The following is a 15,092-nucleotide window of genomic DNA, read 5'->3' as shown; positions in this document are numbered from 1 at the left end:
TTACATCCTACCCGACATGCAACAGCACAGAGTGTTGCCAGACTAGACATGGGCTAACGAGCGCACTCCATTAAAGCGCAAAAGAGTAGAGATTTAACCCTTCGGACAGATAAAATTAGCGTTCAGCGAGTATTATTCATGCAAAACGATATCAAGAAGCCATCAGCGTGCTTTTTTTGTAGTAGTCATAACTCAATATTTCAAGTGTGAGGACGCATGGAGCACCCAACGCCGCAAGCCCTTCAACTGACTCACTCCGTGGAGTCCCCCGCCGATGGGGCGTCTGCTGTTGAAGTGGCCATTCTTCTCTGCACCTACAACGGGCGGCCATTTCTCAAAGAACAAATTGAGTCTTTCATAGCGCAAACCCATAAAAACTGGACGCTTTATGTGTCTGATGATGGATCCAGCGATGGCACACTCGCCGTGTTCGAAGAATACAGGAATCTTATTGCGAAAAATCGCATTAAAATATTCACCGGACCTCGCACCGGGTTTGCCCAAAACTTTATATCGCTTATCAGGAACGATCAAATAGTCGCGGATTATTTTGCTTTCAGCGATCAGGATGACATCTGGTTCCCGGACAAGCTGGAACGAAGTATTGATCAATTAAAGTTATTACCGCAAAACCTGCCAGCCATGTATTGTTCGCGCACTCGATTGATTGATGAGAATCGAAATATTATCGGCTATTCTCCGAAATTCATTCGAAACCCGAACTTTCAGAATGCATTGATTCAGAGCATCGCGGGTGCTAATACGATGCTTATAAACAATTCAACACGAAAGCTTTTGAATTGCATACCTGCAGATATCAACATCATTGCGCATGACTGGCTGACATATCTCTTAACCAGTGGTTGTGGTGGCAAAGTAATTTATGACATCCAACCAACACTGGACTATCGACAACATAGCGGTAACGTGATTGGCGCCAATAGCGGAATCAAGGAACGCATCATCAGATTCGGAAAAGTAATCGATGGACAGTTTCGCAATTGGAGCGATTCAAACCTCAAGGTACTCGACTGCGTAGAAACTGAATTAACAGCGACCAGTAGAAAAACGATTAATGAGTTCAAGCAAGGTCGTGAAAGCAATTTTTTTAAAAGAATTTATCTGTTAAAAAAATCCGGAATCTACCGGCAGACACTAAAAGGGAACATCAGCCTTTGTCTCGCAATTCTTTTTAACAAGATATAGTTTCCAAGCACGCCGACAGCTGCCAATTCAACCTTCGCCTACATCAGCGGGCAATGAGCCCCAAATAAAGCCAGACCCACGAGATAACTTAATGTACCTCGCGGGTCTGGAAAGCAAATTAACTTGATGAAAGCCTTAAACCTCGCTGCGTCGATGAGGTAAAAACGGCTAAGCGATCCCAATCAAGATGATGTCAACTCGGCCAATACTTTCTTCGCTGGGTCCCAAGTCCAATTTTGCACGGTATCGAAGCCGGCCTGCCTCAACTTGTTACGTAGCGAATCATCATCGAGCAAACTCTTGACAGCCTGTCGCGCACCCTGGATATCGCCCTTTCCGACCTTCAAGACGTTCACCCCATCAACTGCATACTCAATACCGCCGTTAACATCCATGATGACAACCGTGCAGCCGCAGGCCATGGCTTCAAGTGGAGGATATGCAAAGCTCTCTATCTTGCTCATCTTCAGCAAAATATCACAGGACGAATATATTCTCCGCATGTCTTCCTGTTTCACCTTCTGGAAGAAACGCTCATGTTGCCAATGCGGTTCAGGCATGCCATCACTGCTGACTATCCACAAGTCGCAATCGAGTCCGCTAACGGCGGCATAAGCGTCGGCCATACCTTTGAACGGGACTGAAATAGGTCCTTCAATCAATACGCGCAAACGCGTGGGATTCTTTTCCTGTAAAGGGGAATCTGGATAAAATAATGCCGGGTCCAGACCATTGGGTAAGTAGACTGGAGAATGACCAAACTCCAATCTTAAAAAATCGACAATCCACTGCGCGATACCGACATACTCAATATCCTTCTTATAAGTCTGTTCGACGCGCTCTTTTAATAAATAATCATCATAAAAAAGACGCTCATCAGACTGCACCAGATACAGTTTCCTCTTGGCTTGAATCTTCTCAAGCCATTCGACTGTCGTCCAGAATGTAGCGAAGAGCATATCGATGTTATCGACACCACACTGGTATATATCATTTATGGTATATACGCGAATTGCCGGGTTCCCAAACCATTGAATATCTCCGTAGCCACCCAAATCTATCACGAACGCATCGTGACCTTCCTCAATGAGCAGACTTACATGCTTCAGGACAACTGCAGCACCACCCGAAATACCCAGCCCAGCGAGTAAAAAGGCTATTTTTTTAGGCACAGGCCCCTTTCTCCGATACTCTTCTTTAAGCAGAGTTTCCCAATGACCGTCATTATCCTTGAAATTCAGCTCATTATTCCCGGCATGCAATCGGAGATCAGTCAATACGTGAGGAACGGATTTGAACTTCGCGCCATTGTAAGCGAGGCGCAACCACAATTCGTGGTCCTCACGGTACTCCATTTTGTGTTTCAGAAACCCCGTATTCAGAAGTACTTCTCTTCTTACCATCACCGTACTTTGGCAAGGAACACAGACTTTTTCCAGCATGCTCAAATCACAATCAGGACTGTAAACCTCCTGACCATTAACGAGTCCATCAATTTCACGACTACCATCCAACAGTGCTCGCCAACCGCCATAAACGACATCTACACCCGACTCGAGAATTGGAAGGCATACTTCCAAGCGATCAGGGGCTGCAATATCATCGCTATCCAGAAATGCAATATATTTACCCTTGGCTTCGAGAATCCCCTTATTTCGGCCACGCACTGCGTTTCCGGAACTAGTGGGGAAACTAAAAATTCTTACAAGAGGGTTATTCCGAAATTCCTCCACGACCGCCATGGTCTGGGCAGGCGAACCGTCAGTGACCAATATGACTTCAAATACCTGCTGCGTCTGAGCAAGCGCTGAATTGACAGTGACTCGCAGTACATCGACCCGATCGTAAATAGGTATGACAAATGAAACCAGAGGCGCTGGATTCGCGCCCAAAACATCTCTTTCCCGGCTAAACCGCTCCAGCGCTGAAGACGCGATCTTGCGCTGTCTGCGACGTACTAAAAAACTGCCGGTCCGACGAACAAACGCCGACACTCCTTCTTGCCGCAGAACAAACACAGAATTCCTGGCCAGCAATTTCAAATACGCTATTTTCAGCGAAAACTTTGTTGCTAGACGACGAACCGGAGAGGTGATTTTCCAGCTATTGGAGTTCAAAACGGCTCGCAACTCTTCACGAGACAACGCCAGACAACGCTCCAGCTCAGCAAGCCGATCATCAGTACTGCTGGCATTGGACTTACTCGATTCCAGCGACTGCTTTAACTCCTGCCGTAATAGAGAAAGCTCTTGGTTCAATCTTGCAACTTCTGCTTCTCGCTCGGAAAGGACTTTACTGAAAATGGAGATCTGCGACTCCTTTTGAGTAATATAACGATCGAGAATAATCTGGTCAGTGACCTCCGTCACGGCAGCTGAGGTTGCAACATTCTTTTCCTCTCGATTTGCGAGGATCATATTGAACGATTCAACATCCATCTCCCGACTGCCTAAAACGCTAGTCAACCGCGCAATTTTATCCTCGAAATCTGCGAGCGTTGAAGTAACGAGATCAATTTGAGCTTCCCGATCGGCCAACGCTTTACTAATCTCATTCATCTTTATTTCTTTCTCATGTTCCGATTTGGCGAGGAGGCTCAACCTTAATTCAGAATTCTTAACAACTTCCTGGTAGTTTCTTATAACATTGCGCTGCGAACAAAAGGTTTCTGAGTCCTTGGAGAGAACCTCAATCTCGGTCTCCGAAAGAGTTACGCACATAGGCAGCCGATCAAAAGTCTCAATAAGCTTGGCTACATTATTCTTGAGTGAGTATCTTTCGTTGGCAATATTTTTAAGTACTTCGGACTGCTCCAAAACGGAACGATACCCTATAATCAATTCATCGACAATTTGTGAAGCCGACTTCTTTACCGGAGTACATCTACCAGAAAAATTCCTCTCAGAGGCTTGGGCTACGACAGCTGGCGTGATCCAACCCGGTCCGCTAAAACGATCATAACAATAAACGGGCACGCCTCCAGCCAAGCAATACTGCACTGTTTTGCCGATGGTTATAACAGCACTGTAACGGCCTAAAACTTCCGGGGTCACCCGCTCAGGTGTGCCTTGAATACCAATTATGTCGACGTCAATTCCGCGCGCCTCAAGTAAACCGACCAGTTCAAGAACTTCATCAGGTGCATGATTTGAGACAATGCACACTGACTCAAGCGTGCTGGAGATCGCGCGCCGTGGCATCTGGAAATACCCCTCCGGAGAGGAGTTAGGAAAGATGCTGACTCTTCCGACAAACTGAGGGTATTTCTGAGAAAAGTGTTCAAAATTTTCTTGCGAGTGGACCAGATACTGGGAGAAAAAGATACTGGGGACTGGTGGACTTTCGAGAGGCTCAAAGTGTGATAGCGAAGAATAAAACCCGCTCTTCGCCGATATCCGATCCCGGGCGAATAATTGATAGACGACAACGTAATGCGTTAGCCATACAAAATCAAAACTCGCATTACTCAAGCGAGTGACTGATAAATCAACATAGGAAATCCCAGCGGCGTTTAATTCGGACTCAATGGCGCCACCGACCTCAAGCGCAGCAAGCACAACATCAAAACCAAGATCAGCCAAGGTAGTGGCAATTTCCAAGGTGGCAATCTCTGCACCCGCGAAATCCACCAGCCTTGAACAGGCCACCAGCGCCTTTTTTTTATTCGGTTCAGTCTGACTCATATCAATTAATCTTTATTGAGTTTTCAAACAACGTGACGCACCACTGGTGCAATTCGCGGCCAAAATCGGATAAATCATGGAGCGCATGCCCCTTCCGTTTCGACCACTTCTCCCCGTAAGGTATCCAGGGAAAATTCGCACTGTAGTAATCACACGTTGCATCCCAATGTTCATACGAGAGACTCTTGCCATAATGCTGGCAATAAAAGTTGACGTCCGTAACACCTGAAACAACCGGCTCCCTGGCATCCAACCCCTGAAACTTCACAGTGTCGTTGTTCTGCCACAGCATCAAGATATCTCGTCGTTCCACACCGAAGTACCGCCGAAAGTTCAACAGCGGTGTTCCCGGCAAGTAAGGCGCATCATCTCCCGGGGTCATATAAGCGTCGAATAGTTGTATCCTGACCGCTTCCGGCTTCATTTCCGGAGACGCAGTCACATACTCACGGATGGGACCGATATAGCGTTCATCAGCGTCGCAACACATGCACCATTGAAAATCAAAGTGTAGACGAGCAAAATCCAGAAGCATCCCACGATGCCGGGTTTCAGATAGAAGGCGATTATCAATCCCAGATTGCCAGTGGTTGTTTTCTACAATGAGCACGACTTTCTCGCAAGATTTCAGTATCTCGCGAGTACTATCCGTACTGGCATCTTCGTATACACAGATATAGTCAGCAAACGTCGAAAGATGGTCGAGCGTATCTTTTAGAATAAGCTCCTCATTACGCACCCTCAGCAATACTAGTAGAGGAACCTTGTCACCAGTCCTGGAGGGTAGACCCGGACGCACCCAGAGGGCCTCACCCTCATTCAGGCTCCAGCCGGAATTATCAATCCATTCATGGTCAGACCTGAGCATGCCATCAACTTTCGCAAGGCCACGCGAACTACGTTCCATATCGACTTCGAACTTGAAGCATGACTCGAGCTTATCGTAAGAAAACATACCCTGCTCATCAGAGACAGAGAGGGTGGCTCTGTATGAACCAGGTACAAAATTATTATTTCTAATGACTAGAGAAACACCGGGTTTAGCCGAGGAGAAAAACAGGTCATCTCTCAGGCTGCTGAGAATCGTAACCACTTTCTCGTTTGCATCATAAATGATCAATCCAATGCCGTAAGTCGGAACTACATCCGAGAACGCCAGCTTCACGTCAACCCGTATGTCTTCTCCCATCTTGTAGGAAGGTTTATCGATTGAGACTGAAACGATAGATATCGTTTTGGCTCTCGGCACGAACGGTGCGGCGAGTGGTTGGTTAAGAGCCGCTGTTGGCGTGTTGTTTTCCTTGCGTATTTCCGATTCCATTTCCGTTTGATACAGGTCGCAAACGCTTTGACGCTCACCAATTGACCGCACCACACCTCTGTCGAGCCAAATAGCGCGATCGCAGAAATTTCGAATGGCTGATGTTGAGTGCGACACGAACAGAATCGACGTTCCAGCATCGCGAATTTTCTTCATTCGTGTGAAGGACTTCTCCTGAAAAGCCATGTCGCCGACGCTTAGCGCCTCGTCAACCACTAGAATATCGGGATCCACTTGTACCGCTACCGAAAACGCCAGCCTTGCGACCATACCACTTGAATATGTCTTTACAGGCTGATCGAGGAAATGCCCTATATCAGCAAATGATTCGATATCGTGGAACTTCTCGTCGATTTCTTCTTTCGTGAGACCCAGGATTGCTGCATTCATATAGACGTTTTCACGTCCGGTGAATTCGGGATTAAATCCAGAGCCCAATTCAAGCAATGCAGCAATTCTGCCACGGGTTTCAATTTCTCCACTTGTTGGAGTCAGGGTCCCGCAGATCATTTGTAAAAGTGTAGACTTGCCACTACCGTTACGACCGATAACACCAATGGTTTCGCCGCGTTTTATCTCGAAGGAGACATCCTTCAACGCCCAAAATTCATCAAAGTATTTGCGGCGCTCCCCATTCTGCTCACGAGACCGAACACGAGGCAAAACAAATTGCTTTAGCCGATCCAATGGCGCGCCATAAATCTCATAGCGTTTATTGACATTCGTCACGCGTATTGCAATTTGATCAGAGGACATCGGCAAAACCTTTTCGTGTTTTCTGAAACCAGGCAAAACCTGCCCAAGCAAAAACTGTAGCCGTCAACATATATACAGACAGGCCTGTCCAGTCAGGCAAATGGCCCCATATGAGCACCTCCCTCGCCTGTTCAATGATGAACGTCAGGGGGTTTGCCATCATGAATGGGCGGAAAGCCTCTGGAACGGCGGAGACAGGGTAAAAAACCGGAGACAGGAATGTGAGTACCGTGGTGATAATCGCGGTGAACTGTCCTATGTCGCGAGCAAAAACACCGAGCGACGCCAGAAACCACGAAAAACCCATGATCATGACAATCAACGGAAAGATTACAACTGGCATGAAGATAGCTGTCCAGTGCACCGATCCTTTGAAAATGAAAAGCGCCATTATCAGAACCAGAAAACTTACCAAACTATGGAACAGTGCCGCTCCCAACGTGATTACTGGGAGAATCTCCAAAGGAAAAACAACTTTCTTAACGTAATTAACATTAGAAATGATCAAACCCGGCGATTTGTTGAAAACCTCTGCAAAAAGTCCTTGCACGATCATACCGACAAACAGAATCAACGCAAATTGCGCCTTGCTTTCGTCCGCAGCGGTCCCTACCCAGCGGGTTTTAAATATTTCAGAGAAAACATAGGTGTACACAGCGAGCATAACGATCGGATTAAAAAACGACCACGCCAAGCCCATAGCGGATCCTTTATATCGTCCGACGACTTCTCTTTTTGTCATCTGCGAAATCAATCGCTTATTTCGCCACAAACTCCCGAGAAGCCCTCTTAACGTAATTGACCTTCTAGCGTGTGGATTAATAATCTCAACTAAATCCTTCATTAAGAATTCCTGTTCTTACAAATTAAAAAAAGAAAAAAACGCTCATAATAAAGCTGTCACCAGAACTGTATGTTTGGTGATATTTTCTTGAGAGATTATGCTCGCGGACGTTGCTGGCACATATGAAAGCTGCAAATGCCAGACGCCAAAGGGCGATGCAAAGATTCGCGAACAATTGATGCGCTGGGAAGGCACGCTCAAAGGCTTTTCGCTACTTGAGCTGAAAGCCTGCAAAGCATGTAAAGCTGAAAGATGTTTTTTTGACACCCCTACACTAGCCTCCGAAGGCGACTTCGGACTGCGAGTGGTGAGCGGTTTGTGCAGGCCCACTATCGTGGAGGTCGATGAAGCCTGATGATGGCTCGCTGTATCCATGTTCATACGATTAAGCCGGAAATTTCCAAACCAATGCGAAGGGATGGCTCAATGCCTTTACGATCACGACCATTTGCACTTCATAGAATGCAATTCCAGCGATCAGCAGAAAACATGTGGTTAAGCTAAATCTTATACCCAAACGGTCTGAACCAATTGATACATGCCGCCAAGCCGCTATATGGACAGAACTGAGACAAAATATTTACCTTGAAACAATCACTGACAGGCGGGTGATTCATGACGGAGAAGCGAATTCATCATAAAACTAGACACCCTCCCCTAGGATTGACCACCCTTTTCTATCAGAAATACTGAATGCGAGCATAAAAAGAAGAGATTATCCCAGTAAAAAGCGTTATCTACAATCCGGTTTTACCAGGGATTACGGTCAAAAATCCTTGATAATCACTCTCAGAGTCAGACTCACCAAAACTCAATCAGCATGGGGCTGCCTATATGGTGAGACGGGGCCGAGAGCGAAGACGGTGCCTCCCGTTCGTAAGACAGCAAGCCATCGTTGCTACAACAGATCCCTTGTAGACTCGGCGAAGCACCCAAGCCGCAAAGACGCCTGCGCGCTGATCATTAACCGACCTGATCACAACAGATTTGCCACTCCCCGCGTGACAAGACATCGCTACTTAATACCTGCTTTCGCCATATACGCCAGGTACGAGAGGCAGGCATAAGTCACCAATATTGAGAGCATGCCATCGAACACACCTGTGGCCACCAATGCTGCCACCGGAAGCAAAACACCAATATTCAGGATTGCCACCATCCAGGTCACTCGCTGGTGCCCCCATCGGAGAGCGGCTTTTTGATATCCGTGACTACGATGTGCTTGATACAACTTCTCGCCTTGTACCAAGCGCCGGATCAGCGTCCAGGTGGCGTCAACAATAAAAACACCGAGGAGAATGAGCCAACTCCAAAACAACTCGATCGAAATATGCGCTGCCTGTAGCGCCATTCCACCTAGAACTATTCCGATAAACCCACTTCCCGCATCACCCATAAAGATCCGCGCACGTGGAAAGTTCCAGTACATGAACCCCGCCACTGCAGTCGCCAGAATCAACGGCAGCCAAATCAGTTCAACACGCCCGAGGCACCAATAAATCAGACACATCCCCACGCAGGCACTGATAGCTTCGATACTCGCCAATCCGTTAATTCCGTCCATGAAGTTGTATAGATTCAGCATCCAGACAAGATATACCACCGCTAAAGTATTACCGAACCAGCCCAAATCTACCGTAAACCCCAAAAAACCGATCGGCGGCAGCCCGCTTAGCCAGTAGAGCACCCATGCAGCGGCAGTGAAATGTCCAAGCAGTCGCCACCTTGCGGCGATATGTCCATGATCATCAGCAAATCCAATGATGGCCACGAACAGGCCTGCGCCAAATACCCCGTAAAGAACAGAGTGGCTCAACAAATCAAGACCGCTGATAACAGGTAGAGCCAATAGAAAGGAGATCACAATGGCGACTCCTCCTCCACGTGGCGTTGGTATCGTGTGGGAACTGCGCTCGTTTGGTATATCCATCAAACTCTTCGCCAGCGCATAACGACGCAAGAAAAAAGTCAGCCCCCAGGACATTGCAAATACCAGGAGTAAAAACCACCAACTTTTCATTACGTCTGTTTTTCCAAAAAATGGCTAGCGGTCCGGCGCATGGCAAGATGCATACGCACCGGGGGCACCCATGCCAGTAATTCTCGATTTTTGGCGATATCAAGTTGCAATGAACCACAAAGCCTCTGGACAACCGCTTGCTTGCCCAAGATGAACGCTGCCAGTTTCAATAACCGTTCCGGTATCGGCAGGAGCCAAACGCGTTTACCTAGTGCCTTCGATAACCGCTGCAACAGTTGTGTCGTCGACAAGTCCTGCCCATCACTGACCAGAAATCTCTGATTAACGGCGCGAGGATGATCAATACAAGTGACAACAAAACTAACCAGATTGCCAATCGCCACGAGACTTCGCTGATTTCGAATTGCCCCCAACGGTAGCGGAATTCCCGTATTTGCCAGACTCAGCAAACTCAAAAAATTGGCTTTTACGCCGGGACCATAAACGAGTGGAGGACGGATGATCACAACCTCCATTCCTGTGCTCTGGCCAATTTGCATTAGGGCTTCTTCCGCTTCGAACTTGGATATTGCGTAAGGATCCAGTGGTCTCGGTTGATCATCGGCCGTGAAAGGCTGCCCAACGATTGTGCTCTCGCCATTAACCTTGATTGAGCTTATGAAAATGAAGCGCTTAACGCCCGATTGCACAGCATGCCTTGCAAGTCTAAGGGTCCCTTCAACGTTGACCTTTCGAAATTCGATCAAGGCATCCACGCACGTTTCATTCATGACATGAACGCGGGCTGCAGCATGAATAACTACCTGAACGTCGCCAAGATCTGGCAGTACGGTGTGTGTCAAGTCAAAGGCTACCGCAGGACATAACCCGTGCAATCGGCTGGCACCACGAACAGCCGCAATTGGCGAAAACTTCTTATCAACCAATAATTTTAACACCACGGCCTCACCAACAAAGCCGCTCGCCCCTGTCACTAGCACCTTGGGGGCAGTCATTTGGTTTTCCGTCCTATCAAAGCAGTCATCCAGCAGACAAAAAAGAAAAAAACTTTATCGCGCAAACGACGCCGACAACGCCAGGCGCTGAAGGAGAGCGTCAACAACTGGAGACGACGAAAGCTCAACCATGTCCTTACAAAGGAATCACTGCCAAGCCCAACTAACCGAGCTATCAATCGAACCTGATTAAACCACCAACCGTCATGAATGGTTCTGTAGCGGTCAATCAACGAACTCAACCCCTTGTTGGCCCCCACCTGGTTACGCTCATGCTGGCGATAATCCATAGACGGGACTGGGTCTATGTACCAGCGAAAGCCTTTGCTCCGAGCAAACGCGTAACAGTACCAATCATGCAGACTCACATTTTGTAATAGCTGCCAATGCGACAGCATCGAAGCCTTCAGGCTATCGACAAGCTTTCTGCTCATTACATAGGTGCAGCCCGGCCCCGCCGCCTCGAACAAAAAATCCCATTCGACCTGAGGCTGTGCCTTGTCCAGCAAGTGAGTCCTGCCATCCGGCCAGAAGGCCGTCACGTTACTCGAATAAGCGTCTGCACGATGCGTCTCGATTGCTTGAAGGGCGCGCTGAAGCTTGTTCGAGTGCCAGACATCATCTTGGTCTGCAAAAGCGACGAAGTCAAAACAGTCAAAGTCTACATCACGAATAAGGCGAAAGAAGTTACGAGAAGCACCGCCAAATACGCCGGCGGCCGGCAGCACAATAACACTTGGGTGCTCAGCGCAAATAGCGCAGCACAGAGCTTCAGTGCCATCGGAGGAAGGATCGATGCTGATGTAGACCGTCAACTCAACTGCCGACTGGCGAAGGATCGAGGCCAACTGCTCTTCGATCCACTGCTCACCATTGTAGGCCGCCAGTAAAACCGCGACCTTGGGATAATTTACTGGCATGCAATTCCTGCTTGAGCCGATTGAGCGCTACTGTTCGAACGACAGAATATTCAAATCAGTGAGAGGGCGAGTCCAGAAGCTTTTGCAAGTACTGACCGTAGCCCGTCTTCTTCAGCGCATCGGCTTGGGCGCCCAATTGCTGAGCAGTGATCCAGCGGTTGTGATAGGCAATTTCTTCCAGGCAAGCGACTTTCAAGCCCTGACGATGTTCGATGGTATGCACGAAGTGACTCGCTTCCAGCAGGGAGTCATGTGTACCGGTGTCCAGCCACGCAAAACCACGGCCCAACATCTCAACGTTAAGGGTTTTTCGCTCAAGGTAAGCACGGTTAACGTCGGTGATTTCCAGCTCGCCACGTGCAGAAGGCTTGATGTTCTTGGCGATTTCAACGACGTCGTTATCATAGAAATACAGGCCGGTTACAGCATAGTTCGACTTGGGCTTCAGCGGTTTTTCTTCAATGCTCAACGCTCGGCCATCTTTATCGAACTCGACAACACCAAAACGCTCCGGATCAGACACGTGGTAGCCGAATACAGTAGCACCTTGCTGCTGAGAGCTTGCCGAGCGCAAGTTATCCGAGAAATGCTGACCGTAGAAAATGTTGTCACCCAGAATCAAGCAGCAAGGATCCTTGCCGATAAACTCTTCTCCGATAATGAACGCTTGGGCGAGACCATCCGGACTAGGCTGTTCGGCGTAGGTAAGCTTGATACCGTACTGGCTGCCATCGCCCAACAACTTGCGAAAACATGGCAAATCTTCCGGAGTGGAGATAATCAGGATCTCGCGCATACCCGCAAGCATCAGTACCGACAACGGATAAAAGATCATCGGCTTGTCGTAGATCGGCAACATCTGCTTCGATACGCCAAGAGTCAGCGGGTGCAGACGAGTACCTGAGCCGCCGGCGAGGATGATGCCTTTACGATTTGTCGTGGTCATTTGTTCAAAACTTCCCTAAGCATTCTGGTTAAACCACTTTGCCAATCCGGCAAGTGTAGAGAAAAATTGTCGCGCAGCTTCTGGGTATTCAAACGTGAGTTCAGAGGGCGACGCGCAGGTGTCGGATAGGCAGTAGTCTCGATAGGATTGACCGTTGTCACAGCCAACTCCTCGCCTTGGGCTTTTGCGAAGTCAATGACATGAGTGGCATAGCCATGCCAGGACACTTCACCGGCAGCGGCTAGATGATAGAGACCGGCCAGCTCTGGACGCCTCAGAACTTGCTGGATAGCCAACACCGTTACATCAGCAATCAGATCAGCCCCCGTCGGCGCTCCGATCTGATCCGCAATCACGCTCAACGCTTCGCGATCTTTCGCTAAGCGCAGCATGGTCTTCGCGAAGTTGTTGCCGCGAGCTCCGTAAACCCAGCTAGTACGGAAGATCAGATACTTGCAACCCGACGCGATGATTGCCTGTTCGCCGGCTAGCTTGCTGGAACCGTAATGGTTCACCGGCGCAACAGCGTCTGTCTCCTGCCATGGCATGACGCCTTGGCCATTGAAAACATAATCGGTTGAGTAGTGAACCAGCCATGCGTCCAGCGATGCGGCTTCTTCCGCCATCACGCCACTTGCAAAACCGTTCACGCGATCCGCCAGCTCGGTTTCCGACTCGGCCTTGTCAACCGCCGTATAGGCAGCGGCATTAACAATAACGTCGGGCTTCACCTGACGAATTGTCGCGCGCAAGGCTTCTAGATTGGACAGATCACCACAGAGGCCATCGACAAGATGACGATCAAGAGAGACGAGTTCGCCAAGCGGAGCGAGGGAGCGTTGCAGCTCCCAGCCAACCTGACCGCTCTTTCCTAGAAGCAGTATCTTCATGCTTTGCTCGAACGATCCGCATAGTTCTGATCAATCCACTGCTGGTAGCTACCGCTCTTCACGTGCTCAACCCACTCAGTGTTATTGAGATACCACTCAACAGTCTTGCGAATACCGGTTTCAAAAGTCTCCTCCGGCGTCCATCCCAGCTCACGCTGAATCTTGCTCGCATCAATTGCATAACGCACGTCATGCCCAGGACGATCCTGAACATAAGTAATCAGACTGGCGTGTGGACGATGGGCCGAATCCGGACGCAACTCATCGAGCAAGGCACACAGGGTATGCACTACTTCGATGTTTTGTTTTTCGTTATGACCACCGATGTTGTAAGTCTCGCCGATCACGCCTTCGGTGACGACTTTGTACAATGCGCGCGCGTGATCTTCGACATACAGCCAGTCACGGACCTGGTTGCCTTTGCCATACACCGGCAGCGGCTTGCCTTCGAGGGCGTTGAGGATGATCAGCGGGATCAGCTTCTCTGGGAAGTGACATGGGCCGTAGTTGTTCGAGCAGTTGGTCACCAGTGTCGGCAGGCCATAGGTGCGGGCCCAGGCGCGAACAAGGTGATCAGAACTGGCTTTGCTGGCGGAGTATGGCGAGCTTGGCTGGTAAGGCGTGGTTTCAGTGAAGAGGTCTTCCGGACCTTCGAGGTCTCCGTAAACTTCGTCAGTCGAAATGTGGTGGAAGCGGAAGTTGGCTTTGCGGGTGTCGTCCAGCGCAGCCCAGTAGTGGCGCGCTGCTTCGAGTAGCGTGTAGGTGCCAATAATGTTGGTCTGGATGAACTCGGACGGGCCGGAGATCGAGCGGTCTACGTGGGATTCTGCCGCGAGGTGCATGATTGCATCGGGCTGGTGTTCACGCAGGACACGGTCGATCTGATCACGATCGCAGATATCGACGCGCTCGAAGGCGTAACGCGAATTCTGGCTGACTTCTGCCAGGGACTCCAGATTGCCGGCGTACGTCAGCTTGTCGACGTTAACGACTGCATCGGAAGTGTTGGAGATGATGTGACGAATGACTGCCGAGCCAATGAAGCCGGCACCGCCGGTAACTAGAATTTTCACGCGAAACGATACCCTTGAGCTGCGGACAGCGCTGCCAGCGAGCGCGGTCTAATCCATGAATGCAGAAGCCACTATCAGTTGGCATCCGTCAGAGTCAGTCTGAATCGACATGCATTAAGGCACGATCGAACAAGGGACGCATTTTACAGCTTAATGATGCTTTTACTAATGGATAAAGACAGGCTGAGGCGCAATTTCGACAGATGCCGTGCGCCTGTCGCTTTTAGACCAGTCGCTTGCGTGCAGCTCTGGACGAGCGTCCAAGAAACCAGCCCAAAATTGGACCGATGAGCATGCCGATCAGCAACGCCAGCACCGCAACAACCGACACCGGCAACTGCGGGCCGGAAAAACCCAGAAACAAAAGCGAAACCGATTGCTGGTTTTCCAGCACAAACGCCAGAACAACCAGAACCATCAGCAGAAGAAAAATGCCAAGCAGTATGCGTTTGAGGTTACGCATTCACGCCCCCTTGA

11 protein-coding genes are annotated in these 15,092 nt (G+C 49.1%); 1 reads left to right on the top strand and 10 read right to left on the bottom strand.

Translation table 11 applies throughout. From position 1 onward, the window contains the following. Nucleotides 1–216 precede the first annotated feature (216 nt). On the top strand, nucleotides 217–1,206 hold the full coding sequence (locus tag KVG85_RS02055; protein WP_217862854.1) for a glycosyltransferase family 2 protein: 990 nt from the start codon (nucleotides 217–219) through the stop codon (nucleotides 1,204–1,206). A gap of 182 nt (nucleotides 1,207–1,388) precedes the next feature. Here the strand turns inward: KVG85_RS02055 and KVG85_RS02050 are convergent, their stop codons facing one another. From KVG85_RS02050 to KVG85_RS02005, 10 genes are all read right to left on the bottom strand, one after another. Then, nucleotides 1,389–4,889 (bottom strand): glycosyltransferase, encoded by a 3,501-nt coding sequence (locus KVG85_RS02050; RefSeq protein WP_225926620.1) that lies wholly within the window; start codon nucleotides 4,887–4,889, stop codon nucleotides 1,389–1,391. Nucleotide 4,890: 1 nt separating this feature from the next. Next, on the bottom strand, nucleotides 4,891–6,966 hold the full coding sequence (locus tag KVG85_RS26225; RefSeq protein WP_217862853.1) for an ATP-binding cassette domain-containing protein: 2,076 nt from the start codon (nucleotides 6,964–6,966) through the stop codon (nucleotides 4,891–4,893). Next, nucleotides 6,956–7,789, bottom strand: coding sequence for an ABC transporter permease (locus tag KVG85_RS02040; protein WP_437180382.1), 834 nt, complete (start codon nucleotides 7,787–7,789; stop codon nucleotides 6,956–6,958). Before KVG85_RS02040 ends, KVG85_RS26225 begins: the two co-directional genes overlap by 11 nt. A gap of 1,036 nt (nucleotides 7,790–8,825) precedes the next feature. Then, a complete protein-coding gene (locus KVG85_RS02035; RefSeq protein ID WP_217862852.1) occupies nucleotides 8,826–9,830 on the bottom strand; it encodes an MraY family glycosyltransferase in 1,005 nt (334 codons plus the stop codon). Continuing rightward, nucleotides 9,830–10,786, bottom strand: a complete 957-nt coding sequence (locus tag KVG85_RS02030) for a UDP-glucose 4-epimerase family protein (protein WP_217862851.1) — start codon at nucleotides 10,784–10,786, stop codon at nucleotides 9,830–9,832. The genes KVG85_RS02035 and KVG85_RS02030 overlap by 1 nt, the downstream gene beginning before the upstream one ends. Next, complete coding sequence (locus KVG85_RS02025; RefSeq protein ID WP_217862850.1) at nucleotides 10,783–11,706, bottom strand: glycosyltransferase; 924 nt, start codon at nucleotides 11,704–11,706, stop codon at nucleotides 10,783–10,785. Before KVG85_RS02025 ends, KVG85_RS02030 begins: the two co-directional genes overlap by 4 nt. Before the next feature lie 55 nt (nucleotides 11,707–11,761). Next, complete coding sequence (rfbA, locus tag KVG85_RS02020; RefSeq protein WP_217862849.1) at nucleotides 11,762–12,652, bottom strand: glucose-1-phosphate thymidylyltransferase RfbA; 891 nt, start codon at nucleotides 12,650–12,652, stop codon at nucleotides 11,762–11,764. Further along, entirely contained in the window at nucleotides 12,649–13,542 is an 894-nt protein-coding gene (gene rfbD, locus KVG85_RS02015) for a dTDP-4-dehydrorhamnose reductase (protein ID WP_217862848.1), read from the bottom strand. Before rfbD ends, rfbA begins: the two co-directional genes overlap by 4 nt. Next, nucleotides 13,539–14,615, bottom strand: coding sequence for a dTDP-glucose 4,6-dehydratase (gene rfbB, locus KVG85_RS02010; RefSeq protein WP_101155399.1), 1,077 nt, complete (start codon nucleotides 14,613–14,615; stop codon nucleotides 13,539–13,541). Before rfbB ends, rfbD begins: the two co-directional genes overlap by 4 nt. A 223-nt stretch (nucleotides 14,616–14,838) precedes the next feature. After that, nucleotides 14,839–15,078 carry a LapA family protein gene (locus KVG85_RS02005; RefSeq protein ID WP_122603643.1) on the bottom strand — a complete coding sequence of 80 codons (240 nt, stop codon included), beginning with the start codon at nucleotides 15,076–15,078 and terminating at the stop codon, nucleotides 14,839–14,841. Between the last annotated feature and the right edge of the window lie 14 nt (nucleotides 15,079–15,092).

Source organism: Pseudomonas triticicola, from assembly GCF_019145375.1.
GTDB lineage: Bacteria > Pseudomonadota > Gammaproteobacteria > Pseudomonadales > Pseudomonadaceae > Aquipseudomonas > Aquipseudomonas triticicola.
The sequence above is the reverse complement of the archived record's forward strand: the minus strand, read 5'-3'. Positions and strand labels throughout refer to the sequence as shown.